At 64.7% G+C, this 25,908-nt stretch carries 23 protein-coding genes and 1 tRNA gene; 12 read left to right on the top strand and 12 right to left on the bottom strand.

The annotated features are described in order from the left end of the window. Positions 1–185 precede the first annotated feature (185 nt). Positions 186–260 (top strand) — tRNA-Thr (locus HCU64_RS00370). A 148-nt stretch (positions 261–408) separates the two neighbouring features. Here HCU64_RS00370 and HCU64_RS00365 read toward each other — a convergent pair. Further along, positions 409–783 (bottom strand): VOC family protein, encoded by a 375-nt coding sequence (locus tag HCU64_RS00365; protein ID WP_233381828.1) that lies wholly within the window; start codon positions 781–783, stop codon positions 409–411. Positions 784–1,023: 240 nt separating this feature from the next. On the opposite strand from HCU64_RS00365, the gene hemP reads away from it, so the two are divergent. The 5 genes from hemP to HCU64_RS00340 all read left to right on the top strand — a co-directional run bounded on the left by hemP (position 1,024) and on the right by HCU64_RS00340 (position 6,352). Next, entirely contained in the window at positions 1,024–1,233 is a 210-nt protein-coding gene (hemP, locus tag HCU64_RS00360; protein WP_233381827.1) for a hemin uptake protein HemP, read from the top strand. Further along, positions 1,230–2,120: a heme/hemin ABC transporter substrate-binding protein gene (locus tag HCU64_RS00355; protein ID WP_233381826.1), complete on the top strand. Its 891-nt coding sequence runs from the start codon at positions 1,230–1,232 to the stop codon at positions 2,118–2,120. Before hemP ends, HCU64_RS00355 begins: the two co-directional genes overlap by 4 nt. Further along, a complete protein-coding gene (locus HCU64_RS00350) occupies positions 2,113–3,192 on the top strand; it encodes a FecCD family ABC transporter permease (RefSeq protein ID WP_233381825.1) in 1,080 nt (359 codons plus the stop codon). The genes HCU64_RS00355 and HCU64_RS00350 overlap by 8 nt, the downstream gene beginning before the upstream one ends. Then, positions 3,185–3,997, top strand: a complete 813-nt coding sequence (locus HCU64_RS00345; RefSeq protein ID WP_233381824.1) for a heme ABC transporter ATP-binding protein — start codon at positions 3,185–3,187, stop codon at positions 3,995–3,997. The genes HCU64_RS00350 and HCU64_RS00345 overlap by 8 nt, the downstream gene beginning before the upstream one ends. 204 nt (positions 3,998–4,201) lie before the next feature. Then, a complete protein-coding gene (locus HCU64_RS00340; RefSeq protein WP_233381823.1) occupies positions 4,202–6,352 on the top strand; it encodes a TonB-dependent hemoglobin/transferrin/lactoferrin family receptor in 2,151 nt (716 codons plus the stop codon). Between the two features lie 170 nt (positions 6,353–6,522). On the opposite strand, the gene HCU64_RS00335 is transcribed toward HCU64_RS00340, so the two are convergent. After that, the gene (locus HCU64_RS00335; RefSeq protein WP_233381822.1) at positions 6,523–9,684 is read right to left on the bottom strand and encodes an efflux RND transporter permease subunit; all 3,162 of its coding nucleotides are present in this window, start codon (positions 9,682–9,684) and stop codon (positions 6,523–6,525) included. 1 nt (position 9,685) lies between these two features. Continuing rightward, the gene (locus HCU64_RS00330) at positions 9,686–10,837 is read right to left on the bottom strand and encodes an efflux RND transporter periplasmic adaptor subunit (RefSeq protein ID WP_442785910.1); all 1,152 of its coding nucleotides are present in this window, start codon (positions 10,835–10,837) and stop codon (positions 9,686–9,688) included. 181 nt (positions 10,838–11,018) lie between these two features. Here HCU64_RS00330 and HCU64_RS00325 point away from each other — a divergent pair, with 181 nt between their 5' ends. The 3 genes from HCU64_RS00325 (at position 11,019) to HCU64_RS00315 (ending at position 13,351) form a co-directional block, all read left to right on the top strand. Next, positions 11,019–11,474 carry a MarR family winged helix-turn-helix transcriptional regulator gene (locus HCU64_RS00325; protein WP_233381821.1) on the top strand — a complete coding sequence of 152 codons (456 nt, stop codon included), beginning with the start codon at positions 11,019–11,021 and terminating at the stop codon, positions 11,472–11,474. 189 nt (positions 11,475–11,663) lie between these two features. Further along, on the top strand, positions 11,664–12,734 hold the full coding sequence (locus HCU64_RS00320; protein WP_233381820.1) for a PAS domain-containing sensor histidine kinase: 1,071 nt from the start codon (positions 11,664–11,666) through the stop codon (positions 12,732–12,734). Continuing rightward, positions 12,731–13,351, top strand: a complete 621-nt coding sequence (locus HCU64_RS00315; RefSeq protein ID WP_233381819.1) for a response regulator transcription factor — start codon at positions 12,731–12,733, stop codon at positions 13,349–13,351. The genes HCU64_RS00320 and HCU64_RS00315 overlap by 4 nt, the downstream gene beginning before the upstream one ends. A gap of 42 nt (positions 13,352–13,393) precedes the next feature. Here the strand turns inward: HCU64_RS00315 and HCU64_RS00310 are convergent, their stop codons facing one another. Continuing rightward, positions 13,394–14,935 carry a TadE/TadG family type IV pilus assembly protein gene (locus tag HCU64_RS00310; RefSeq protein WP_233381818.1) on the bottom strand — a complete coding sequence of 514 codons (1,542 nt, stop codon included), beginning with the start codon at positions 14,933–14,935 and terminating at the stop codon, positions 13,394–13,396. Positions 14,936–15,436: 501 nt separating this feature from the next. Between HCU64_RS00310 and HCU64_RS00305 the strand changes: the two genes are divergently transcribed. From HCU64_RS00305 to HCU64_RS00295, 3 genes are all read left to right on the top strand, one after another. Beyond that, a complete protein-coding gene (locus HCU64_RS00305; protein ID WP_233381817.1) occupies positions 15,437–16,726 on the top strand; it encodes an amidohydrolase family protein in 1,290 nt (429 codons plus the stop codon). A 42-nt stretch (positions 16,727–16,768) separates the two neighbouring features. After that, a complete protein-coding gene (locus tag HCU64_RS00300; RefSeq protein WP_233381816.1) occupies positions 16,769–17,296 on the top strand; it encodes a DUF1097 domain-containing protein in 528 nt (175 codons plus the stop codon). Positions 17,297–17,433: 137 nt separating this feature from the next. Continuing rightward, on the top strand, positions 17,434–18,981 hold the full coding sequence (locus tag HCU64_RS00295) for a gamma-glutamyltransferase family protein (protein ID WP_233382847.1): 1,548 nt from the start codon (positions 17,434–17,436) through the stop codon (positions 18,979–18,981). A gap of 46 nt (positions 18,982–19,027) precedes the next feature. Here the strand turns inward: HCU64_RS00295 and HCU64_RS00290 are convergent, their stop codons facing one another. The 8 genes from HCU64_RS00290 to rocF all read right to left on the bottom strand — a co-directional run bounded on the left by HCU64_RS00290 (position 19,028) and on the right by rocF (position 25,695). After that, the gene (locus HCU64_RS00290) at positions 19,028–19,621 is read right to left on the bottom strand and encodes a HupE/UreJ family protein (RefSeq protein ID WP_233381815.1); all 594 of its coding nucleotides are present in this window, start codon (positions 19,619–19,621) and stop codon (positions 19,028–19,030) included. Positions 19,622–19,686: 65 nt separating this feature from the next. Further along, a complete protein-coding gene (ureG, locus tag HCU64_RS00285; protein ID WP_233382846.1) occupies positions 19,687–20,304 on the bottom strand; it encodes an urease accessory protein UreG in 618 nt (205 codons plus the stop codon). Between the two features lie 6 nt (positions 20,305–20,310). Next, a complete protein-coding gene (locus HCU64_RS00280) occupies positions 20,311–21,054 on the bottom strand; it encodes an urease accessory protein UreF (protein ID WP_442785881.1) in 744 nt (247 codons plus the stop codon). Next, positions 20,972–21,478, bottom strand: a complete 507-nt coding sequence (locus HCU64_RS00275; RefSeq protein ID WP_233381814.1) for an urease accessory protein UreE — start codon at positions 21,476–21,478, stop codon at positions 20,972–20,974. The genes HCU64_RS00280 and HCU64_RS00275 overlap by 83 nt, the downstream gene beginning before the upstream one ends. Next, complete coding sequence (gene ureC / locus HCU64_RS00270) at positions 21,478–23,205, bottom strand: urease subunit alpha (RefSeq protein ID WP_233381813.1); 1,728 nt, start codon at positions 23,203–23,205, stop codon at positions 21,478–21,480. The genes HCU64_RS00275 and ureC overlap by 1 nt, the downstream gene beginning before the upstream one ends. Positions 23,206–23,207: 2 nt before the next feature. Further along, complete coding sequence (locus HCU64_RS00265) at positions 23,208–23,828, bottom strand: urease subunit gamma (protein ID WP_233381812.1); 621 nt, start codon at positions 23,826–23,828, stop codon at positions 23,208–23,210. A gap of 72 nt (positions 23,829–23,900) precedes the next feature. Beyond that, positions 23,901–24,722 (bottom strand): urease accessory protein UreD, encoded by an 822-nt coding sequence (locus tag HCU64_RS00260; RefSeq protein ID WP_233381811.1) that lies wholly within the window; start codon positions 24,720–24,722, stop codon positions 23,901–23,903. Positions 24,723–24,756: 34 nt separating this feature from the next. Beyond that, a complete protein-coding gene (gene rocF, locus HCU64_RS00255) occupies positions 24,757–25,695 on the bottom strand; it encodes an arginase (protein ID WP_233381810.1) in 939 nt (312 codons plus the stop codon). Between the last annotated feature and the right edge of the window lie 213 nt (positions 25,696–25,908).

Raw genomic sequence — 25,908 nt, 5'->3', positions numbered from 1 at the left:
GATCAGGCAAAAGCGACGCTGCCGGTCCGCGAAGCGCGTCCGGAGGCAGAGCCGGCTCTATAGACATGGCTTCCGAGTCCGTCAACGGATCGACGCGAAACGTGTCGTCGAGGCCGTTGCCAAGCCCGATCCGATCCGTTAGAGCCGCCACCTGCCGGACGGAGCCGCTTCGCTCGTCCCCGCATGCTGCGGTAGCTCAGTGGTAGAGCACTTCATTGGTAATGAAGAGGTCGAGAGTTCAATCCTCTCTCGCAGCACCAGATTTTCCCAGAAATGAGAGCAACTTAGTGCGCCGGCGCTTTCGCGGAAGGCGTCAGACGTCTCCCTGAATGCGGATCCGGGCCGAGGCACCCGAAGGTCGCTCCTCGGCCGATCGGCCACGCTGTCGTGGCCTTGCATGCGAGATCATCATCTCGTCGGCTGAGACCGTGCCGTGAGCTTATTTCCGTCCGGATCGCGAAGATAGGCGACGAAGGCCCCGTTCGGACGCTCGGCGGGCGGGCTCTCAATCGAGGTTCCGCCATGCTTGGTGCCTGCCTCGTGCCACGCACGAACATGGTCAGGGCTCGAGGCGGCGATACCGATCGTCCCGCCATTGGCTGCGGTCGCCGACTTGCCGTCGATCGGTTTCGTGATCATCAGGCGACCGCCCTCGTGCTTGTAGATCAGCCTGCCTCTCTCATCCATCCTGCCGGGCTTGCCACCCAAGGCGGCGAAAGTGGCGTCGTAGAAGTCCCGGGCCCGCTCGAGGTCGTTGCTGCCGATCATGACGTGGGTGAACATGGGTCCTCTCAAGTAGCGGGCTGCGTGGAATAACCACGATCTAGCGCGGAAGCGAGCGGCTGGCCGCTTTGCCGCTCGGCGCTCCCGGATGAGCGCCGCCGAAATGGCGGACCCTGTCCGCCGGACGGGGCCGTTCAGTACCGATAAGAATGCGGCTTGCAGGACGAGTGATCGCCTCGTACTGGAGAATAATGGAAATATTGTTCCTGAAACTTGAATAATTAAAAAGAGACCTGTCTCATGAGTCCTGATGATCCAGAGATTAGAGTTGATAATTATAACAAGAGCAAAGATGTGGGCGGCGATACCGTCGGCGGAGATTCCACGCATGGCGATGTGGTTAGCTCGATGAACCTGCTGAAAGGCCGTCGCCAGCTGACGATCTTGCACGGAAACGAGCGCTATCAGCTCCGGCTGACCACCAACGACAAGTTGATCCTGACCAAATGACGAGCTCGTCCGTCTCACGCCGCGTCGTCCTCGCCGGCCTGCTTGCCACCGCCAGTCTGCCGCACCCTGGCGGGGCCACCGAAGGCACGTCCGCCGAGGTCAAGCGCATTGCGTCACTCGGCGGAGCCATCACCGAGACGCTCTACCGCCTCGGTGCCGCAGACCGGATCGTGGCCATCGACACGACCAGCCTCCATCCGGCCGAGGCGCTGCGCGAAAAGCCGAATGTCGGCTACTTCCGGGCCCTGTCCGCGGAGGGGCTGCTCTCGACGAAGCCCGACATCGTGATCGCAGCCGAAGGCGCGGGGCCGCCGGATGTGCTGGCTCTCATTCGCGAGGCCGGTGTGCCGATCTCGATGATCAAGGAGCCGCCGACCCCCGAGGGCGTGCTCGACAGGATCATCACGATCGGGCGTCTCGTCGGCCTCCGCGACGCAGCAGCGATCCTCGCCAAGGATGTGGGAGAGCATTTCGCTGCTCTCTCCCGCGAGCGGGCCCGCATCACGCGCCCGGCGAAGGCGATCGTGATCCTTTCGATGGCCAATGGGCGCGTCATGGTCGGCGGTCGCAACAGCACGGCGGATGGCATCCTGACGCTCGCCGGCGCGCAAAACGCAGCCTCGGAGATCGACGGCTTCAAGCTGATCACCGACGAGGCCATCGTCGCGGCAGCGCCGGACGTGGTGGTGGTGATGCGCAGTGGCCCCGATGCGCCCGGACGTGACAGCGTCTTCGCGCCGGGCACCGCGCTGAGCCGGACGCCGGCAGCAAAGAAGGATGCCTACGTCTCGATGGACGGTCTCTACCTCCTCGGGTTCGGACCGCGAACGCCAGAGGCGGCTCGGGATCTGATGCGCGTCTTCTATCCTGACCTAGCCCATGACTGAGGCCGAGGGTCGGACTGCGCTCCTGCTCCGAGCAGAGAGGTCCAGCCTCGTCGTGCTTCTCGGTCTCGCAGCTTTGACCGTGGGCGCCGCCGTGCTTTCGATCGGCGTCGGAGCGATCCCGATTTCGCCGCTTCGGATTATCGCCGTGCTGACGGGAAGCGTCGACGATCCGACTATGACGCGCGATGCCCTCATCGTGCAGGGCATCCGTCTGCCGCGGACCCTGCTCGGATTGCTGGTCGGGGCGGCGCTGGCCGTGTCGGGCGCGCTCATGCAGGGCCTGTTTCGCAATCCGCTGGCGGATCCTGCCCTGGTCGGCGTTTCGGCCGGTGCCGGCCTCGCAGCCGCCTGCGTCATCGTACTCGGCGATGCCGCTCTTGCTGCCGTCGGCTTGCCCCCGCCGCTGCCCTACTGGGTCCTGCCGATCGGGGCGTTCTTCGGCAGTCTCGCGGCAATGGTCGGGCTCTATCTCGTCGCGACGCGGTCCGGCCGCACGTCCGTTGCGACGATGCTGCTCGCAGGCATCGCGCTCGCTGCCTTCGGCGGAGCGATGACCGGACTGCTGGTCTTCGCCAGCGACGACCGGCAGTTGCGCGACCTGACCTTCTGGACGCTCGGCAGCCTCGGCGGCGCGAGTTGGACGAAGCTTGCCGCCACCGCTCCGGCGATCCTGCCAGTGCTCTTCGCCGTGCCTTTTCTCGGGCGCGGCCTCAATGCGCTGGTACTCGGTGAGGCGGAGGCCTTCCACCTCGGCATATCCGTGGAGCGGCTGAAACGCGGCGTCATCCTGCTCGTTGCGGTGGCCGTCGGTGCGAGCGTTGCGGTTGCCGGGATCATCGGCTTCGTCGGGCTGGTGGTGCCGCACTTCCTGCGGCTGCTGATCGGTCCGGAGCATCGCCGGCTGCTGCCGGCTTGTGCCCTGCTCGGTGGGACCCTTCTCGTCCTGGCGGATGTGGTGTCCCGCATCGTGGTGAAGCCTGCTGAACTGCCCATCGGCATCGTCACCGCGCTGATCGGCTCACCGGTTTTCCTCTGGCTGCTTCTCGGACGTGGCCGGACTCTCGATGTCTGAGCACGCGCTCCTCACCGCGACCGAACTCTCGTTCCGGATCGGCGAGCGCACCCTCGTCGATGGGATCTCCCTTTCGGTCGAGCCGGGCGCGCTGCACGTCGTCGTCGGATCGAATGGTGCAGGAAAGTCCACGCTTCTTCGTATACTCTGCGGCGAGCTCTCACCCACGCAAGGGCGCGTTGCCTACGGGACCGAGGCCGTCGCCGACATTCCGGCATGGCGCCTCGCCGGCTTGCGCGCCGTTCTGCCGCAAAGCGCGCGGCTCGCCTTTCCCTTCTCGGTCGCCGAGGTGGCGCGGATCGGCCTCGATGGGATCGGCCATGGCCTGTCGCGCGGGGACAGGGCGACGATCCTGTCCGACGCTCTCCGCCACGCAGACATGCTGCATCTTGCCGAGCGGGCCTACCAGAGTCTGTCGGGCGGCGAGCAGGCCCGGGTGCAGTTCGCCCGTGTGCTCTGCCAGCTCGCCGCCGGCCGAACGGTGACGCAGCGGCAGGTATTGTTTCTCGACGAGCCGACCGCGAGCCTCGACCTGCGCCACCAGAGCGCCATCCTCGAAACCGTGCACACGCTTTGTCGGGGCGGGGTCGGTGTGGTGGCGATCCTGCACGACCTGAACCTCGCAGCGGCCTATGCCGATCGCCTTCTGGTGCTTGATGGCGGTCGTCTCGTCGCCGAAGGGCGGCCCGCGGAGATCCTGCGCGACGATCTGATCGCGGCGGTGTTCGGCGTCGATTGGCCAGTCGGGCGAACGCCTCCCACCGGTCAACCCTTCATCCTTCCTCGCAAAGTTGTTGCAAGCTGACCACAACTCACAAGGCTGTGATATCGACTTGGAACGATTTAAGTCTCCTGTAGAGGGTGCTTAGACTGCCACTAAATTACGGATGAAAGCGTTTCGTTGACCTTGGCCTTAGCCTGAACGCATCACGATATTCAGCCAGCCAGCCCTCCGCCAGCCAGCCAGTCGACCTTCCCCACGCTGCGTGCTGTCTCGCGGAACCCGAAAATGCGCTCCCCCCGTGTCTCGTCCTGCCGTCCCGTCTTCGTGGCCGGCGTCTCCCTGCTGTCGATCGCCGTTGCACAGGCGCAGACCGACGCTGCCCCTTCTGTCGTCGCGCCTGCGGAACTCGTCAGCCTCGACACCATCTCGGTGACCGCCACCAAGACGGAGGAGAAAGCAATCGACGCGCTCTCCGGCACCAGCGTCGTCACCCGCGAGCAGATCGACCGCATCCAGCCGAGCCGCCTGTCGGACGTGCTGCGCGACGTGCCCGGCGTGACCACGCAGGAAAACCAGAACGATCCGGCCCAGGCCATCAACATCCGCGGCCTCCAGGATTTCGGCCGCGTGAACGTGCTGGTCGACGGTGCGCGCCAGAACTTCCAGACCTCGGGCCACAGCGCCAACGGCGTGTTCTACCTCGACCCCGAACTCGTCGGCGGCATCGACATCACCCGCGGCCCTACCTCGACCATCTACGGTTCCGGCGCGATCGGCGGTGTCGTCGCCTTCCGCACCCGCTCGATCGACGACATCCTGAACCCGGACGAGAGGGCGGGCGTCGTGCAGAAGCAGGGCTTCGGCACTAACGGCCAGAAATTCCTGAACTCAACCTCGATGGGTGCCCGCATCGGCGAGGGTGCGGACGTGTTCGGCCAGTTCGTCTACCGCAACAACGACCCCTACCGAGACGGCATGGGAACGCTGGTGCGCGACACCGGCAACGAGCTGACCTCGGGCCTTGCCAAGGTCAACCTCCGGCCGGCGGAGGGCCACGAGATCAGCGGTACGGCGCTGCTGCAGAACTTCGACTTCACCAATAACGGCTCGAGCAATGCCGGCGCGCGCTTCGCGAATGCGGTGCAGGCCGACACCTATACCTTGGGCTACCGCTTCGCGCGGCCCGAAACGCCGCTGATCGATTTCAGCGCGAAGGGCTACTACACGACCACGCACAACACGCTGACATTCCTCAACGACTCCGCCAGCGGGGTCTACGGCAATCTGGGCGTGAAGGCCGGCAACCGGATCAACTACGACATCGAGACCAGCGGTTTCGATATTCACAACACGTCGCGCTTCGATACCTGGGCGCTCAGCCACGCCCTGACCGTCGGTGGCGATGCGGTGTTCGACCAGGTCAAGACCACGGACAGTGCGGGCGGCTTCGGCGGCGCGTTCACGCCCTCGGGTCAGCGGACGCTCGCCGGCGCCTTCATCCAGGACGAGGTCCGCTACAGCTCGTGGCTGCGCGTGATCGGCGCCCTGCGCTACGACCATTACGACCTGTCCGGCGGCACCTTCCGCTCCATTGGCGACCGGATCTCGCCGAAGATCACCGTCGGCGTCACGCCGCTGCCGGGCATCGAGCTCTACGGCACCTACGCCGAGGGCTATCGCGCGCCCTCGATCACCGAGACGCTCGTCCAGGGCATCCACCCCTTCCCGGCCTTCAACATCCTTCCGAACCCGACCCTGCGGCCCGAGGTCGCCCACAACATCGAGGGCGGCGTCAACCTGAAGTACGGCGACATCTTCACGCCCGGCGACACCTTCCGCGCGAAGGCGAACGTGTTCCAGAACGAGGTCGACAACTTCATCAACATCTCCGGGGTCGGGCCGACCTATTTCGTCCCGGCGATCCCCGGCATCCCCGCCTCGATCTGCGCCCGCATTCCGGGGCGGTTTCCCTGCGTGATCCCGGTCCAGTCGTTCCAGTACCTCAACGTGGCCCAGGCCGAGCTATCGGGCGTCGAACTCGAGGGCGCCTACGATTGGGGCGGCGGCTTCGTCTCGGTCGCGGCCACCCATACCGAGGGCCGCGATAAGGCCACCCGCCAGTCGTTGCTGACGGTGGCGCCGGACCGAGTCAGCGGCACGATCGGGCTGCGCTTCCTCGAGAACAGCCTCACCGTGGGCAGCCGCCTGACCTTCGTCGACAGCCGCCTCAACGTTCCGGCCGGAGCCACGATCCTGGCGACCAAGGCCTACGGTCTGGTGGACTTCTTCGCGTCCTATCAGGTCAATGACCGCGTCAAGGCGGACTTCATCCTGCAGAACGCCTTCGACAAGCGCTACACGCAGTATCTCAACCTACTGCAGAGCCCCGGTCTGACCGCGAAGGCGGCGATCAGCATCAAGTTCGCGACACGCTGATCGACTGGTGAGCTGCGGTCTTCTCCCGAGTTGGGAGCATGCCGAATGGTGGAGAAACGGCGATCCGATCCGACCAAAATACTCAGCCGCTCGATTTGGGCGGTTGAGATTTGAGCGTGATCTGTCGAACCCAAACATCTTCACGAAAGGTGCCCGGTAGGCCGAGCGATCTACTCGGCGGCGTGTAGATAATGGGTGTTCGCGTTCGATGTTTTCTGCTGCTCGTCGGGTAAAGGTTCACTGACCGTGCGGTGATGTCCCTTCGAAAAGAGCTGCGCGAGCTTGTCGAGATAGATGTAGATCACCGGTGTCGTGAACAGCGTCAGGATCTGGCTGACCGCGAGGCCGCCGACCATGGCGTAGCCGAGGGGCTGGCGGATCTCCGAGCCGGTGCCGCTCGCCACCATGAGCGGGATTCCGCCAAGCAGTGCGGCCATGGTCGTCATCAGAATCGGGCGGAAACGTAGAAGCGCTGCGCGCCGGATCGCCACTTCCGGCGACAGATTCTCGGCACGCTCGGCAACGATCGCGAAGTCGACGAGCATGATGCCATTCTTCTTCACGATGCCGATGAGAAGGATGATGCCGATCAACGCGATTAGGCTGAAATCGTAACCGGCGATCAACAGCACCGCGAGGGCGCCGACGCCTGCAGAGGGCAGGGTCGAGAGGATCGTAATCGGGTGGATGAAGCTCTCGTAGAGCACGCCCAGGATCAGATAGACCACGAAGAGGGCCGCGAGGATCAGGAGCGGCACCGTGCTCAGCGACTGCTGGAAGGCCTGGGCGGTGCCCTGGAAGCCGGTGCTCACGGTGGCTGGCACATTCAGCTCGCGCTTGGCCTGCTCGATCGCAGCGGTGGCCTGGCCGAGGGCGACGCCGTTGGCGAGGTTGAAGCTGATCGTGATCGCCGGGAACTGGCCCTGGTGGCTGATCGAGAGCGGCGCTACGGGCTCGGTGGTCCAGCTCGCGAAGGCAGCGAGCGGCACCTGGCCGCCGGTGAGCGGCGACTTCACGTAGATCTTGTCGAGGTTGTCCGGTGAGGCCTGGAGCGCGGGCAGCACCTCCATGACGACATGGTAGCTGTTGAGCTGCGTGAAGTACTGCGCGATCTGCCGCTGCCCGAGAGCGTCGTAGAGGGTGTCGTCGATCAGCTGCGACGAGATCCCGAAGCGCGAGGCCGCATCGCGGTTGATCTTCAGGGTCAGGGTGGTGCCCCGCGTCTGCTGGTCGCTGGCGACGTCACGTAGCTCCGGCAGGGTCTTGAGCTTGTCGAGAAGCCGGGGCGCCCACAGGTTCAACTCGGACAGGTCGGGATCCTGCAGGGTGAACTCGAACTGTGTGCGCGAGGCACGCGCGCCAGTCCTGACGTCCTGCGAGGATTGCAGGAAAGCCTTGACGCCTTCGAGGCGGTCGAGCTTCGGCCGCAGCCGGGAGATGATCTGGAAGGCGTCGGCATCACGGGCGTCGCGCGGCTTCAGTGTGATGTACATCCGGCCCGAATTCAGAGCCTGGCCGTTGCCGCCGATCACCATGGCCACAGTGGCGACCGCCGGATCGGTCTGGATGATTGCGCCGACCTCCTCCTGCTTCTTCTTCATGGCCGAGAAGGAGATATCCTGCCCGGCTTCGGTGACGCCGACGATCAGGCCGGTATCCTGTTGCGGGAAGAAGCCCTTGGGAATGATGACGAAGAGATAGACCGTCAGCCCCAGCGTGGCGAAGAAGGTTATCAGCGTGATGAAGCGGTGCCGCAGGGCGACGTCGAGGGCGCGCTCGTAGGCGTGGAGCATGCCGTCGAAGAAGCGCTCGCTGATCCGGTAGAGCCGGCCGTGATGCTCAGTGCCATGCTCCTTGAGCAGGCGCGAGGCCATCATCGGCGTCAGCGACAGCGAGACGAAGGCCGACACGGCGATCGCCATGGAGAGAACCATCGCGAACTCGCGGAACAGGCGGCCGATGATGCCGCCCATCAGCAGCAGCGGGATCAGCACCGCGATCAGCGAGACCGAGATCGAGACGATGGTGAAGCCGATCTCGCCTGCGCCTTTGAACGCGGCCTCCATCGGCTTCATGCCTTCCTCGACGTAGCGGCTAATGTTCTCCAGCACGACGATGGCGTCGTCGACCACGAAGCCAACGGAGATGGTCAGCGCCATCAGAGAAAGGTTGTCGAGGGTGTAGCCGGCGATCCACATCAGGCCGCAGGCGCCGAGCAGTGCCAGCGGCACGGTGATGCTCGGGATCATCGTCGCCCAGAAACTGCGCAGGAACACGAAGATCACGGCGACGACGAGAACGATCGTCAGCAGCAGCGTGAACTGCACGTCCTCGACTGAGGCGCGGATCGTTGTTGTACGGTCGCTCAGGATGCTGATCTTGATGGCGGCCGGGAGAGCCTGGGTGATCTTCGGCAACTCCTGCTTGATCCGGTCGACAGTGTCGATGACGTTGGCACCGGGCTGCTTGAAGATGACGAGGAAGACGCCGCGCTTGCCGTTGGTCCAGGCCGCCTGCTTGACGTCCTCCGGTCCTGCTATCGCTTGGCCGATGTCACGCACACGCAAGGGCGCGCCGTTGACGTAGGAGACGATGACGTCGTTCCAATCCTTGGCTGCCGTGAGCTGATCGTTGGCGTAGACGGTGTAGCTGCGCGTCGCGCCATCGAAGCTGCCCTTCGGGTTGTTGACGGTGACGAGCGAGAGCTGCGTGCGGACGTCCTCCATCGAGAGGTTCTTGGCGACGAGCTTGGCTGGATCGATCTGGATCCGCACGGCCGGCTTCTGCTGGCCGCCGATCAACACCTGGGCAACGCCTGGGACTTGGCTGATGCGCTGGGCGAGTTGGACGTCGACCGCATCGTCGACCTCGGTGATCGGCAGGCTGTCGGACGTGGCGGAGAGCAGCAGGATCGGCGAGTCGGCCGGGTTGACCTTGCGGTAGGTCGGCGGGCTCGGCAGGTTTTTGGGCAACTGGCCGCCGGCCGCGTTGATCGCAGCCTGGATGTCGTTAGCCGCCGCGTCGATGTTGCGGTTGAGATCGAACTGCACCGTGACCGCGGACTGGCCGAGCGCGCTCGTCGACGTCATCTGCGAGACGCCCGGAATCTGAGAGAACTGGCGCTCCAGCGGCTGGGCCACCGAGGAGGCCATGGTCTCGGGGCTGGCGCCCGGCAGCTGCGCCGAGACCTGGATCGTCGGGAAGTCGACCTGAGGCAGGGGTGCCACGCCGAGGAGCGGGTAGGCGACCACACCGAGAAACAGCACGCCCACCATGATGAGCGTGGTCGCGACGGGATAGTGAATGAAGTAGCCCGAGATGCCGGTCTTCATGTCAGCGGGCATCCTTGGCGGTATCCGCCGAGGCCTGATCGGCCACATGCGTGTTCGGCGTCTTCGCCTCCTCGACGAGGCTGCCGTCCTGGACCTTGTACTGGCCGGCAGTGATCACGGTTTGCCCGGGAGTGAGCCCTTTCAGGATCAAGGTCCGGCCTTCGTTGGAGCGTCCGGCGGTGATCGGCTGCTGGTGGGCCTTCCGATCGCCGTCCACGACGAAGGCGAACAGCCCGTCGGGGCCGTGCTGGATGGCGTCGTCCGGTACGATGACGGCGTCGCGCCTCCTGCCGAGCCGCATACGGGTCGAGACCGAGAGACCGGGCCAGAGTGCATGATCCTTGTTCTCGAAGACCGCCTTGATCCGCACCGTCCCGGTCGCCGTGTCGACTTGGTTGTTGATCAGGGAAACCTTGCCGACCGACAGCTTGGTCTTGCCATCCGTGTTCCAGGCCTCGACGGGCACATCGCCTTGCCCCATCGACGTTGTGATCGCGTGAAGCTGATCCTCGGGCGCGGTGAACACGGCGAAGATCGGTTCGACCTGGGTGATCTGCACGATCGGCGTCTGCGACGAGCCGTTGACGAGATTGCCGATATCGACTTGCCGGAACCCAGTGATGCCATCGAGCGGTGAGCGCACCGTGGCGTAGTCGAGCTGGGTCTGGGCATTGTCGATCGCGGCCTGATCCGAGGCGACCTGTGCAGCGAGTTGCGCGACCTTGGAGCCCTGGGTGTCGGTCTGCTGTCGCGAGGCGTAATCGCCGAGCTTGGTGTAGCGGTCGAGGTCGAGCCGGGCGTTCTTCAGGTTCGATTCGTCCTGCACCTTTTTGGACTTCGCCTGGTCGAGGGCGGCCTGATAGGGGCGTGGATCGATCTGCACGAGGACATCGCCCTTGTGCGCGGTCTGCCCTTCGGTGAAGGCGACCTTCTGGATCTCGCCGTCGACACGCGACTTCACCTGCACCGTATTGAAGGCCTGAATGGTGCCGAGCCCATTCAGAACGGTGTCGAACTCTCCGCTTTCGACCTTCGCCAGAGTGACCGGTACGGAAGCGGGAGGACGCGCTGTCTTTTCCGGCTTCCCCTTCAAATCCATGGAATGTTGGAAGACGACGACGCCCGCCAGCACGCAGAGCAGGACCGCTGTCATGAAGATCTTCGCGAAGCGCGATTTCGGCGGCTTGGCCTCAGATCTGGTCACGAGACGGCACCTCTCAGCGATGCTCATGTAATGAGCTGCATTTGCGTGACCGAGGTCGCGCAAAATACTCGATTTCGGCTCTCCTCTTACGTATGATGTGTATCCGTATTATTTCCGGGCAGAACCATCGATGGATCCGTCCCCCGATCTCGCGATGCGCCGTGCTTTCGTGACGCAGCTCATGGAAACGGCCCAGATTCTCCGCGGCTATGTCGATCGGCGCGCCCGCGCGCGGGGGACGAGCCGGGCGCAATGGCTGGTCCTGCTCAGGCTGAGCGAGAGGGAGGGCTTGTCTCAGGTCGAACTCGCCACCGCCCTCGATCTCAAGCCGATCTCTGTCGTGCCGCTTCTCGATCAGTTGGTGGTGCTCGGCCTGGTCGAGCGGCGCCGCGGAACGATCGATCGGCGGACCAATCACCTCCACTTGACGACAGCCGGCCGAGCGACAGTCGCCGACCTCGACGGATTACGGAGCGAGATCGCGCAATCCGTTCTGAATTCAGCAAACGTAACCGACATCCAACTTGGACTCGACTTGCTGCTGCAAACCAAGAGGACGCTTCGGGAAGCCCAGTCGGCTTCCTGACGGAGGGTTCACGCCGACTGCCTTCAGCGTGGGCGAGGCACGCCCCGTATCGTGGTCGTGGCGGCGCGTGCCGGGCGCACCGTAATCTTTCCCCGCACGAAAGCGCCTCTCGCGAAGCGCGAAGGCTGTACGCGCTAGTCTGCGCTAATTCTTGCGCATACGGTGGAGTGGTCCGCCTGGTGGTTGATCATGCCTACGATGTCTGGCCGCAATCGATGGCTGGAGCGCGCGCTTCTCGATAACATCCCCGACATGGCGTGGCTGAAGGACCGCGACTCACGCTACCTCGCGGTCAGTGCCACTTATCTGAACGTTCTTGGCGTGGCCGAAGCCGACGTCATCGGGCGGCTTCCCGAAGAGGTCTGGCCCGCGGATATCGCCAGGGTCTACCTCAGGACCGACCATGCCGTCATGCGAAGTGGGAAGCGGCGGCGCTACGAGGAGTCGCGGCGCGGCCCGGAAGGATCTTTGCGCTGGTACGACACCATCAAGTCGCCAATCCGGGACGAAGACAACCACATCGTCGGTACCGTCGGCATCTCGCGCGACATCACAAAGCGCAAGGCCGCCGAAGCAGAACTGATCGCCTCGCGCGAGCAACTGCGAAAGCTGTCGGAGTTCGAGCAGCAGGCCCGTGAGCAGGAGCGCGCCCGGATCGCTCGCGAGCTCCATGACGAGCTCGGCCAAACGCTGACTGCAATCAAGATGGACCTGGCTTGGATGAGGGACAGGCTCGGCGAACCGGACATCGTCCTGGCCAGGGTCGAGAGGCTCATCGGCATCGCCGACCAGGCAGTGGTCGATCTGCGCCGCATCGCGACAGAACTGAGACCGTTGATCCTCGATGAGCTCGGGCTGCGCGCAGCCTTGGAATGGCTGACTCAGAGCATGGCCGAGCGCAGCGGGCTTCCGATCACACTCATCTTCGAGGAAAGCGGGGCCTACGACCCGGATGTCAGCACTGCCGCCTTCCGGATCGTGCAGGAGGCCCTCACCAATGTCCTGCGCCATGGGGCGGCAACACGCGCTGGGGTAAGCGCGCGCCACGAGGAAGACGCCCTGCTCATCGCGGTCTCGGATGACGGACGCGGTATCGACCGGGCGGCCTCTGGCAGCGGAAGGCTCGGCCTCGCGGGAATGCGCGAGCGGGCGCGACTCCTCGGCGGCAGCGTCGCCATCGATAGCAAGGCAGGCGCAGGCACCACGGTCCGCGTGCGCCTGCCCCTCGATCGCCGGCCTCGACGGAAAACCGCGCGATGATCCGCCTCTTCATTGCCGACGACCATGCGATCTTTCGCGAGGGGCTGAAGCAGATTCTCGCCGAACAGGCCGATTTCGCGATCGTCGGCGAAGCGACGACGGGCGACGGCCTCGTGGAGCGGCTCTCCGAGGCAGCCTGCGACGTGGTGCTTCTCGATCTCTCGATGCCCGGCCGCAGCGGCATCGCTCTCGTGCGCGAGGTGGCGGCTGCCGGAACGGCGCGCATCGTCGTGCTCAGCATGCACGAAGAGCGGCAATATGTGATCGAGGCTCTCAAAGCCGGGGCCACTGGCTACGTCACCAAAGCCAGCGCCTCAGACCAGCTGATCGAAACGATCCGCAAGACGGCGGCGGGCGAGCGCGTCGTGAGCCCCGCCGCCTCGCAGGCCCTGATCCGCCAGATGCTCGAACCGGATCTGCCGCATACCGCCCTGACGCCGCGCGAGCGCCAGATCTTCGATCGCCTGGTTGCCGGTTGCTCCGTCTCGGCGATCGCTCGCGAGTTCGATCTCAGCATCAAGACGGTCAGCACGCATAAGAGCAACGTTCTGCTCAAGCTCGATGCCGGAACGACCGCCGAACTCGTGCGCTACGCCATCGCCCGCGGCCTGGCGTAGTCAGAGGCCGAGGGGCCTAGTGAAATCAGTTTGGAGGCGGCTTCAGTTCGAGAGCCGCAATTCGCTGATCTGAGAACCGATCGCTTGAAAGGCTGCAGTGAGGTTGGCCGAGTTCGAAACGTCGTAGAACATGCTCGGGCTACTCGCGCAGGATTGCAGGAGTGTGCTGGTGCCGCTCGTCACCTCCACCCTGACCGTGAAGATCTGAATTCCGGCGGCCTTGATGTTGGTGCACAGAGTCGACAATCGGCTGTCGAGCGCTGCCGTCCGCGATGCATTGCTGCTGTATTCGTTGAAATTGCCCAGACGATCAGCCCAAATATAGCTGATGCCAGAATAGTACGATCCGTTGTTCGAGTAGTTCAACGTGCTCTGGTTCTCGCCGTCCGTCATCAGGATGATGAACTTCCGCGTCGTCTGATCCGAATATGCGGCACCCTTCACCAGTGGCCCGGTCGGTGACAGGTTGTGCCAACCCCAGACCAAGCCCATCGGAATGTTTGTGTCGCCTGACACGGTCAGTTTCGACAATGCGGTGGTGATGGTTGATTGCGAGGTGGTCAGCGGAGTGATCGGTTGCATGTCGCAGCCGGCATTCGGCCCGTAGAGATAGGTCGTCGAGCTGTTGCGGCTGGTTTTGCTGACCGTCCAGGTATTCGATGTATACTTGGAAATCGAGGCCTGCCGCGTTCTGTCGTTCGTGCTGTTCGAATAGTCCTTGAGATAGTCGTTCGACGCATAGCTGTCGTTGTCCGACTCGTCAGGCGCGAAGTAGGGCACGTAAAGTGTGTCCGGTGCCGTGGCGCTCGCCGTCGTATCCTGCACGTCGTAGGGCATCATCCGGCTCTCGACGCAGCCGCCCCAAGGGACACCCATGGCTGCGAACAGGGCCAATCGATTCACTTTCGAAGCGAAGAGCTGCGAGTGGTACGAGGCCAACCCTGCCGTATCGAGCCAACTCGCCGAAATGTTCGACGATCCGACGTTCACGGTTTGAGAAAACGGAACGATGGCGATCTTCAGGGAATTCGGCTTGCTCGGGTCGACCTGCGCGAACAGGTTGTTGACCATAGTCGTCGCGGCCGACTTCAGATTGGTGAGTTTTGCTCCCGCCATCGACCCGGTGTTGTCCAGCACCATCGCGATTTCGAGATTTCCCGAACCACGCTTCGTCGTGCCTGTCACGTTCAGAGGTAAGGTCTTGAAGCCGACGATCTTCGTCAGTGTCGTCGGCGTCGTGCCGGTCGCAGTCACTGTGTAATTACTATCTGACCGCGTTGTCGTGATCGTAAGGTTCACCACCTGGGAACCTGTCATCGCCGCTTTGATTTGCGTGTTTGCACGATCACTGAGCTGCTGGTCGGTCAGCGACAGCGGCAACTTGGCGAGCGACAGCGTCGTCGCATCGACGGCATTCTGCAATTGTTGGCGTGCGCTGGAATTGGCGCCGTAATCGATGACAACACCCGCCATCGTGACGATCGGGATCGACGTCGCCGCGAAGATCGTCGCCACGTTACCGCGCGCATCGCGCCGGAAGCGGCGAAGGAGCTGACACGAAGAGAGGGCGAGAAGTCTACGCATTCCTGATCGTTGATTCTCATCAATTAAAAATGAGTTTCAGCGGATGCGGAACCGAGACAATTCGAGTCTTGGCTGTGGATTGCCGGGCGATCCAGAAATACGAGTCGGGTTGTTTTCCTATAAAGGCCTGCATTTTAGAGTTTGTTATCTTAAATTTTTATCCGAATGTTTCTGGCGGCTGCTTGTCTAGCGACCCTCGCAAAATTCGGGGCGGTCAGTTCTTCACGAACTCGGCCAGGGCCAATTGGTAGGCTGCCAAAACTCACTTTGCTTCGAACGGCTGCAGTCGGTGCGTCGCCGTGCTTGGCTCTCGCGGCGTTGCCTTTCTCGAAGACGGGAGCCGACTCATCCGGCCGATGCTGCGATGCAGCTCGGAATAATCCGAGCGGGCCCCCGGAAACGGCCGATTGTTTGCAAGCTTGGTGACCTGCGATGGTGCAGCCAGGGAGTGATCCGCCGCGCTGGCCAACGAGCCGGACAAACTACGGGATGAGGCGCACCATGGATATCGTCATCCGCCGGGTCCGCATCGACGACGAGCGACCGCTCGTTGACATCGGCATCGAGGCAGGCCGGATCGTCGAGATCGCCGAGGCGATTCCCGAAGTAGCCGACGAAGAGATCGATGCCGGTGGGCGCGCTGCCTTGCCGGCCTTCGTCGAGCCGCATTTGCATCTCGACAAGGCCTTCCTGCATCGCCGCATGCCGGCCCGCACCGGCACCCTCGAGGAGGCGATCCGCGTCACCGGCATCCTCAAGGCGAAGCAGGAGCGCGAGGATGTGCTGGAGCGGTCCCGCCGCGTCCTGGAGATGGCGGTCCGTAACGGCACGACGCTGATCCGCGCCCATCCCGACGTCGACCCGATCCAGGGGCTGATCGGCGTCGAGACGGCCCTGCAACTGCGCGAAGAATACCGCGACCTGATCGATCTGCAGATCGTCGCCTTCCCGCAGGAGGGAATTCTCAAGACGGGCGGCGTGGTCGAGTTGATGGAGGCGGCGCTCGATGCAGGCGCCGACGTCGTCGGCGGCTGTCCCTACAACGAGCTGACCCCGGAAGACACCCGAACCCATATCGACCGGGTCTTCGACATTGCGATGAAGCGCGGGCTGCCCATCGACATGCATGTCGACTTCGCCGACGACACCCGCGATGCGCGCTTCGCCACTGCCCGCTACATCGCGGAGAAGACCATCGCCACAGGCTACCAGGGACGGGTCGCGCTCGGCCACGTCACGAGCATGGGCGCGCTCGAGCCCGAGGAGTCCAAGCCCGTCATCGATGCCCTGCGCGAGGCAGACATCTCGATCGTCACACTCCCGGCCACCGACGTCTATCTCGGCGGCCGCAAGGATGAGGCGAAGCCCCGGCGGGGGCTGACGCCGGTGCGCGCATTGCATGCGGCCGGGGTCAACGTCGCCTATTCCTCGAACAACATCCGCAACGCCTTCACGCCCTTCGGGAAGGCCGACCCGCTGCAGATCGGCAACCTGCTCGCGCACCTCGTCCAGTTCGGTACTCCGGAGCACCAGGCCGAGATCCTCAAGATGGGCACGATTAATGCTGCCCGGGCAGTCGGCATCTCGGAGGCCTATGGTCTCGCCGTCGGCAAGCGCGCCGACATCGTGATCCTCGACACCCAGACTGTCGCCGATGCGCTGCTCGACCTGCCGCCGCGCTCCTGGGTGCTCAAGAACGGACGCGTCACGGTCGTGACCACCGTCGACAGCCGGATCTGCCGTGGCTGCGGCCAGGTGCACGATCGGCCGATGCAAGCGGAACCTGTCTGAAACAGAAGCCTGAAAACGGGCCTGAACCTAGGGAAAGCCACCATGAAGAAGCCACCAGCCGAGATCGTCGCCTCCGCCCTCGCCGTCACCACCCTGTTCATTCCGCATCACCTGCCGCCTTGGGCGATCTTCATCGGCTGGGCCGGCACCTTCGCCGCCGGCGGCCCGAAGCCGGAAGTGCTCAAGCGGATCTGGCCGACCATGGCGCTCGGCAACATTACCGCCTGCCTGATCGTGCTCGGTTTCGGCTTTGCCGGACAGCATCTCTCCGGAACCGCGCTGACGCTCGCGCAATGCGCAATCCTGTTCAGCCTCAACGGATCGATGATGGCGCTCGGCCGGTTCGAGCCGCTGAGCTTCGTGCCCGGAATGTTCTTCGGCTTCGCCTGCTTCTTCGCGACCTATTTCGGGGGCTTCGGCCCCGTGCCGAAGGACCCGCTGGTGGCGCTCGCCTCGGTGATGGCGATGAATGCCCTCGGCCCCGTCTACGCCTGGCTCACCGCGACGCTCGGCGCACACCATCCGGGTCGCCCCGAGACCAACCTGTCCCATCCGGCAACGCAGCACTAGCGCGCCGAACAGTCCTCCCTGGCGCCACCCGACGCCAGGGTCTCCACTTGGAAATCGCCATGACACGTCCTGTCGCCACAGCGGGCTGCCCGGATACGGGTGCGCCCGGTCCCATTCTCGCGAGCTCGAACCGCGGCATGGTGACGAGCCCGCACACGTTGGCGAGCGAGGCTGGCTTCAAAGTGCTGCGCGAGGGCGGCGACGCCATCGAGGCGGCCATCGCCATCGGTGGCGTGATCGCGGTGACGTATCCACACTTCTGCGGCATCGGCGGCGATGCCATTTGGATCATAGCCGATCGCGAGGGGCGGCGCACCACGCTCACCGGCATCGGTCAGGCTGCCTCCACACCGCCTGCCTGCACAGGCACGATTCCGACGCGCGGCCCGCTTTCGACCCTCGCATCGGCCGCTGTCGTCGACACCTGGCGCCTCGCGCAGGATTTTTCGCGCCGACACTGGAGAGGGCGGACCAGCCTCGCCAGCCTGCTCGATCCGGCCATCGGCTATGCGGAGAACGGCTTTCCGTTCTCGGCCTCGCAGGCATTCTGGACTGAATTTCGCCGTGCAGACCTACCGGCTTGGCCCGGCTTCGTCCGAACCTTCCTGCACGAGGGTCGCGTCCCCCGCGTCGGAGAGCCCTTCGTGCAAAAGGCGCTGGCGCGCAGCCTTCGCCTGATCGCCGAGAACGGCCCCCGCGACTTCTACGAAGGCGAGCTTGCCGCCGGTCTCGCCAAGGGCCTCGCCGAAGTAGGATCTCCGCTCACGGCCGACGACCTGCGTAATACGCATGCACGGGAGGAAGTTCCGATCTCCCTCGACTATCGCGGATTGACGCTTCTGGCCCCACCACCGCCCACGCAGGGCGTCACGACACTCGCGATCATGGGCGTGCTGGAACGTCTCGGATTGTCGGACGTGAAAGAAGGTAGCGTGGACTACTTCCACCGCTGCGTTGAGGCGGTGAAACAGGCCTTTCTCGATCGTGGCGAGATCGCAGATCCAGCCTACATTGCCCCAGCGGACGACCTCTGGATTGGCGCGGACCGTCTCGCCGCGAAGGCGGCTTCCGTCGATCTCGATCGTGCGCTGGAATGGCCGCAGCCATACCGGACGGGCGACACGGTCTTCTTCGGCGCGACCGATGCGCAGGGGCGCAGCGTCAGCGTCTTGCAGAGCACATACTTCGATTGGGGCAGCGGTGTCGTGGTTGGCGATACCGGCGTGCTCTGGCAGAACCGCGGCGCTGCCTTCAGCCTCGATCCGGCAAGCCCCAACGTCTACGCGCCGGGCAAGCGGCCATTCTACACGCTGAATCCCGGCATGGCCCTGAAGGACGGGCGCCCGCACATCCTTTACGGAACACAAGGCGCCGATGGGCAACCCCAGACCCTGTCCGTGCTGCTGACCCGCCTCATCGACTACGCCCTCAATCCAGCCGAGGCGCTGGCTCGCCCGCGCTTCCTGCTTGGGCGCACTTTTTCCGACGAACGCGATAGCCTGAAGCTGGAGAGCGACGTCGATCCGACGACTGTGGCGGGCCTGCGCGAGCGCGGGCATGCGATCAGCCTGATCCCGGCTCAGAGCCCGTTGGCCGGCCAGGCTGGTGCCATCGTGATCGATGCCGAAGGGCATATGTCGGGCGCGCACGATCCGCGGAGCGACGGACTCGCGCTCGGGCTGTGATTTCAGGCAGTGGCTGCCTGCGATGCGAAGGTCGCGGAGCAGCGAGCTAGTTTTGGTCGGAAGCCGGTGTCAGCGTTTCGAGGGGGCGGTGCGAACTGGCAGCAGTCCGCTTAGCGCCAAGAATCGTGCGGCTGGTGAAAACGCCGATCGCTACGCCGACGGCGTGAAGGAAGGCGGTCGCGGCGAGGAAGCCGAGACCGAACAGCACCGCCGATGAGTTTTCCGGCATCTCGACCACATGGGCGTAGCCGTGAAACACCGCGAAGGCGCCGATCAGGCCGGCGAGAAGCACGGTCGGCAGTCGCCGGCTGGAGATCGCGAGCAGGCCGAACAAGACGACCGAGGCGAGAATCGCGCCCTCAGCGTAGGGCAATGGCACGCCGAGCAGACCGAAACCGGCGCCGGCTACCATCATACCCAGAAAGGTCGCTGGCAGCGCCCAGACGGCGCGACCCCCGCGCAATGCACCGATCAGGCCGACTGCGACCATCGCGAGCACGTGGTCGGCTCCTAGGAGGGGATGGAGGACACCGGCAGCGAGGCCGTGGCCGTCGTCATGGCCCGGATGTGCCAGCGCCCCAGTGCTCATACCCGCGAGGAGTGAGCCGGCGACGGCCACAGACATGAGGCGACGGATCATGGCGGTTCCTGATGGTCTCGTGAGCAGGCGTTGCAGCCGAACCAAACCGGGCGGCAAAGGCAGGGTCAAGCGAGACCGCCGGCCGTCTTGATGAACTGGGTGACCTCGTCCGCCCCACGGCCCTCGCGCAGCGAAGAGAACACATAGGGGCGCGCGCCCCGCATCCGCTTCGTATCTGCCTCCATCACACCGAGATCGGCACCGACGAGGGGGGCGAGGTCCGTCTTGTTGACGATGAGCAGGTCAGAGCGGGTGATGCCCGGGCCGCCCTTTCGCGGGATCTTTTCGCCTCCGGCGACATCGATCACATAAAGCGTGATGTCGGCCAGTTCCGGCGAGAAGGTCGCTGCGAGGTTGTCGCCACCGGACTCGATCAGCACGACGTCGAGCAGCGGAAAGCGCCGGCGCATCTCAGCGACCGCTGCGAGGTTGATCGAGGCGTCCTCGCGGATCGCGGTATGCGGGCAGCCGCCGGTTTCGACGCCCATGATGCGCTCTTCTGGCAACGCCCCAGCCATGGTCAGGATGCGCGCATCCTCCTTGGTGAAGATGTCGTTTGTGATCGCGCAGATGTCGTAGGTGTCGCGCAGGCGCTTGCAGAGCTGCTCCATCAGAGCGGTCTTGCCGGAGCCGACGGGGCCGCCGATGCCGACGCGGAGTGGTCCGTTCGCGGATGCCATGATGGGTCCTCAGGAGCGGAAGATGCGGGAATATTGGGTCTCGTGCCGGAACGAGCCGAGATCGACCCTGAGCGTTGCCGAGCCGAGCGCGTCGAGCCCGGCATCTTCGAACTCTTCGGCAAGCACGGTGACCCGTGGGGCGAGCGCTGCGACCAGGCGCGTACCTACGGTCTGACCGATGGGCGCGCACCGTAATGCCGCCGAGATGAGGTTTTGGACGAAGGCGAGGCCGTAGGCCGCGAGTGTCTCGCGCCGCGCCGTACCATGGGCGGCTGCAGCCGCACCTACTGCGACAGGAAACGCCACCGTTGCGGGCAACGCCGTAGCGATACCGGTCATACCGTCGCAGGGCCACGCGGCGAGCGTTGCGTCGAGGAAGCTGCGGCCCTGCTGGCTCGTTTCGAGATGCAGCTCGCGCGACGGCGCCAGGGCCAGCGCCAGTTCGTTCACTGCTGCGAGCGCTGCGATGTCGCCCGCGAACCGATGCGCGTTACCGGCGAGGATCAGGTCGTTCCGGCCCGCGCCGAACTCCAGCACGTCGCCGAGCCAAGCCTCCAGGCTGGCCTCGTCGTGGATCTCGCCAGTCTCCACCGCCCATTCGAGCCCATGCGAATAGGCGAAGCTCCCGACCGGATAGGTAGGCGAGAGCCAGGCCATGAGACGCAGAGCCTCAATCATGAGCATGAGCATGATCGTGGTGCGCGTGCCCGTGCCTGTGCGCGTGGTCGTGCCCATGTGAATGGCCACCGGCATAGGCGCCGCCCTCCGGACGGAACGGCCGGTCGACGGCCTCAGCCGTGCCGCCCAGGCCGCGCACCATCTCGGCCAATACGTGGTCGTGGGCGATGTAGACAGCATCAGCTGTGATCTCGGCCGGGATGTGCCGGTTGCCGATGTGCCAGATCAGCCGCTTAAGGGCATGATCGGAAGCGGCACGGATTTCGAGCAGCGCTTCCCGTGCGGCCTCGACCCAGACCAGCCGGCCGTTCTCGAGCACCAGCGCATCGCCGTCGTCGAGCACGGTCGCTTCGTGGAGATCGAGCAAGAAGGCGAGGCCGCCGACGCCCTGCATGGCCATGCGGCGGCGGTGGCGGTCACCATGGTCGAGCACGATCCGGTCAACGATCTCGCCGCCGCCGAGCCGGTCGCGGCGGATCACATGGGTGGCGCGGATCATCAGAACAGGAAGTAGCGCTGGGCCATGGGCAATACCTCGGCCGGCTCGCAAACCAGAAGCTCGCCGTCGGCGCGCACGTCGTAGGTCTCGGGATCGATCTCGATGATGGGGGTGGCGTCGTTGAGGATCATGCTCTTCTTCGAGATGCCGCCACGCACGTTCTCGACGGCAACGAGTTCCTTTTGGACGCCGAGCTTCTTGCGCAAGCTGTCCTCGATCGCCGCGTTCGAGACGAATGTCAGCGCCGTGGCATATGGCGCCCGGCCGAAGGCACCGAACATCGGGCGATAATGGACGGGCTGCGGCGTCGGAATCGAAGCGTTCGGGTCCCCCATGGGGGCCGTGGCGATCATGCCCCCCTTGAGAACGAGATCAGGTTTCACGCCGAAGAAAGCGGGCGACCAGAGCACGAGATCAGCGAGCTTGCCCGGCTCGACCGAGCCGACATGCCGCGAGACACCGTGGGCGATGGCCGGGTTGATCGTGTACTTGGCGACATACCGGCGGGCGCGCAGGTTGTCGTTGCCAGAGGCGTCACCGGGCAGGCTTCCCCTCTGGCGCTTCATCTTGTCTGCGGTCTGCCAAGTACGAATGACGACCTCGCCGACGCGACCCATGGCCTGGCTGTCCGACGACATCATCGAGAGCGCACCGAGATCGTGCAGGATGTCCTCGGCGGCGATGGTCTCCTTGCGGATCCGGCTCTCGGCGAAGGCGAGATCCTCTGGAATCGACGGGTCGAGGTGATGGCACACCATCAGCATGTCGAGATGCTCGTCGATGGTGTTCTTCGTGAAGGGCCGCGTTGGGTTCGTCGATGAGGGCAGCACGTTGGCGAGGCCCGCCACCTTCATGATGTCCGGCGCGTGGCCGCCACCGGCGCCCTCGGTGTGGAAGGCGTGGATGGTGCGGCCCTTGAAGGCCGCGATCGTGTCCTCGACGAAACCCGATTCGTTCAGTGTGTCCGAGTGGATCATCACCTGGACGTCGTAGCGGTCGGCCACAGAGAGGCACGTGTCGATCGCGGCAGGTGTCGTGCCCCAATCTTCGTGCAGCTTGAGCGCGCAGGCTCCGGCGCGAACCATCTCCTCCAGCGCTCCCGGCACGGAGGCATTGCCCTTGCCCGCGAAGGCGAGGTTCATCGGGAAGGAATCCGCCGCCTCGATCATCCGGGCGATGTGCCAGGGACCGGGCGTGCAGGTGGTAGCAAGGGTGCCGTGGGCCGGCCCGGTGCCGCCCCCCAGCATCGTCGTGACACCCGAGCAGAGCGCCTCCTCGATCTGCTGCGGGCAGATGTAGTGGATGTGGCTGTCGAAGGCGCCGGCGGTGAGGATTTTTCCTTCACCGGCAATCACTTCGGTGCCCGGCCCGACCACGATGTCGACGCCCGGCTGGATATCCGGGTTGCCGGCCTTTCCGAGTTTGAAGATTCGGCCCTGCACGATGCCGACGTCGCATTTCACCACGCCCCAATGATCAAGGATGACGGCGTTGGTGATGACGGTATCGACCGCGCCTTCCTTGTTGGTGCGTTGTGACTGGCCCATGCCGTCGCGGATGACCTTGCCGCCGCCGAACTTCACCTCCTCGCCATAAGTTGTGAAGTCGCGCTCGACCTCGATCTCGAGGCTGGTGTCGGCGAGCCGGATACGGTCGCCTTTGGTCGGGCCAAACATGTCGGCATAGGCGGCGCGCGGCAGCGATGCGGCCCTGGGGGGATTCGCCATCGTCAGAGGCTGCCCATCACTTCACCGCGGAACCCGTAAACGGTGCGGCTACCGGAGAGCGGCACCAGCACGACCTCTCGAGTCGAGCCGGGCTCGAAGCGCACTGCCGTGCCCGGCGAGATGTCGAGCCGCTTGCCGCGGGCCTGCTCACGGTCGAAGACCAGCCCCGGATTGACCTCGTAGAAATGGTAATGCGAGCCGACCTGGATCGGACGGTCCCCGCTATTGGCGACCTCGATCACGGTGCGCTCTACTCCCTCGTTGAAGACGATCTCACCCGGCTTGGTGGTCACCGTGCCGGGCACATCGTCCGAGGCCGCACCGCGGATCGGATGATGCACGGTCACGAGCTTCGTGCCGTCGGGGAAAGTCGCCTCGACCTGGATGTCGTGGATCATCTCCGGGATGCCCGACATCACCTGATCGGCCGTGAGCACGGTGGCGCCGGCCTGCATCAGCTCGGCGACCGAGCGGCCATCTCGCGCCCCCTCGACCACGAAATCCGTGATCAGCGCGACCGCCTCGGGATGGTTGAGCTTGATACCGCGAGCCAACCGATTGCGTGCCACTTGCGCGGCCATGGCTACGAGGAGCTTGTCCTTTTCGCGAGGTGTCAGCAGCACAAGGCGCGTCCCGTTCCCGATTGGATCGTGCCGAGCAAGGATCATGCGCGTTCAAAGATCAACCAGCCCGGCTCAGCTTTGCCAGACGCGCGGCATCGTTTTTCCGCGATAGGCGCTCACGAAACGCGCGGCGGCGGTGCGAAGAGGCCCGATGGCTGGACCGAGCAGACGCACTGCGAGATGGCCGTTCCAAGCGCTAGCACCGGCGTCGATTCCCGCGGTCGTTTCGTCGAGCAGCGCCCGAACCTCTTCGAGCCTCGCCTCTGCGCCTGGCGTGAAATCGATGATCGTGCCGAGCGCCCGCGCGCCGCCGCCGATCGCTGCGCGCGCCAGCATGGCATCGATCGGACCGTCGAGCCTGAGCGCATCCGCGTAAGTCAGCCGGCCATCGCGGCGGATACGCCAGACGTCCTCGAACAGCCCGTCGGTGAGCCGTTCGCCATGCGCGTTGCGCCCGAAGGCGAGGAGCTCGACCACCAGAAGGCCAGCATCGCCGGCGAGAACCGCCTCGAAGCTGCGGCGGAGGCGCGAATGGTCAAACAGAATGGTCTCCTGTGGCAACCAAGCCAGATTCGCGCCCGCGGCGACCGTGACCCGATTGATGATCGTGCTGGTCGGCCCATCGGATTTGTAGATTTTTTCGGCCGCCGTTGTCGTCAGGACGAACTCGGTCCCAGGGGCCAGATCGAGCGCGGTCTCAAAATGGTCGCCGCAGGCAACGCCACCGGCTGTGTTGACCAGGATGCCTTCAGGCGTGCCGTCTACGACATTGGGAAAACGCAACCGCAGAGGACCGGCCTCGGCGAGATCGACGATACGCGAGCGACCTCCGAACGCAGAAACGGACAGGCGCACTGTGCCGTGCGAACGTTGACGGACGGGTGCTTGCGCCATGGCCGGTGGAAGCGGAGCGTGAATGGAGCGGACCTCAGTTCAGGCTGCCGGGATGAGGCACAGCGTCGATGATCGGCGTCGGTCGATCGAGGATGCGCCGGCCGAACAGGCTCGCCACGAGTTCGACGAGGACGCGGGCACTGCGGCCGCGCTCATCGAGGAAGGGGTTCAACTCGACGACGTCCAGCGAGCGAACCAGACCGGAATCGTGGAGCATCTCCATGATGAGATGCGCCTCGCGGAACGTCGCGCCCCCCGGCACCGTCGTACCGACGGCCGGGGCGATGCCCGGATCGAGGAAGTCAATGTCGAAGCTCACATGGAGATGACCGCCCTCGGCCTCGACGCGGGCGAGAACCTGTCGAAGTGGCGCGATCACGCCGAACTCGTCGATTGCGCGCATATCGGTGACGCCAACCTGCGCCGCGGTCACGAGCGCACGTTCGCCTTCATCAATCGAACGAAGCCCGAATAGATGCAGACGACGCGGGTCGAGCAGAGGACGATCCGGATCTGGAAGCAATTCGGAGCAACCTTCCTGTCCGCAGAGCGCGGCGAGCGGCATGCCGTGCACATTGCCGGAGGGCGAGGTCTCCGGCGTGTTGAAGTCGGCATGGGCATCGAGCCAGAGCACGAAAAGCGGCTTTCCGAGATCGCGACAGTGACGCAGCGCGGCGTCGACCGTGCCCAAAGACAGGCTGTGGTCGCCGCCGAGCACAACGGGGCGGCTCCCCTCCGCAAGGCACGCGCCCACCTGCTCGGATAGGACCTTCGCCCAGGCTGCCACGGCGGGAACCCCGCGCTCTCCTGGCGCTCCACGGGGGCCGACGTCGCCGTGGTCGATCACCTCATGGCCGAGGTCGCGCAGCGTATGGACGAGGCCGGCCGTGCGGAGGGCGGCAGGCCCCATCACGGCGCCCGGTTCGCCAGTGCCGATCTCGATGGGGGCGCCGATGAGTGCAATCCGCTGCATGAGGCCTCGTCTCTGATCTCCCGGCAGCACCTTTGGCAACCGTCAAATGTATGCCGCCAACGCGCGGCGCTGCCACGGCGACACAAAGAACCTTGGCCAATTTTGCCTATTTTCGCGCCACTGCCGAGATCATGAGCACAGGCTTGTCCGACGTTCGGCTCCTACCCGCGCTCTGCCCAAAGGTTTGGCACAGCGCTTGCCAATGTGGGCTCA

Origin of the sequence: Methylobacterium sp. C25, from assembly GCF_021352225.1 — a bacterium.
GTDB lineage: Bacteria > Pseudomonadota > Alphaproteobacteria > Rhizobiales > Beijerinckiaceae > Methylobacterium.
Note: the sequence above shows the minus strand (reverse complement) of the source record. Positions and strands in the feature narration are given on the sequence as shown.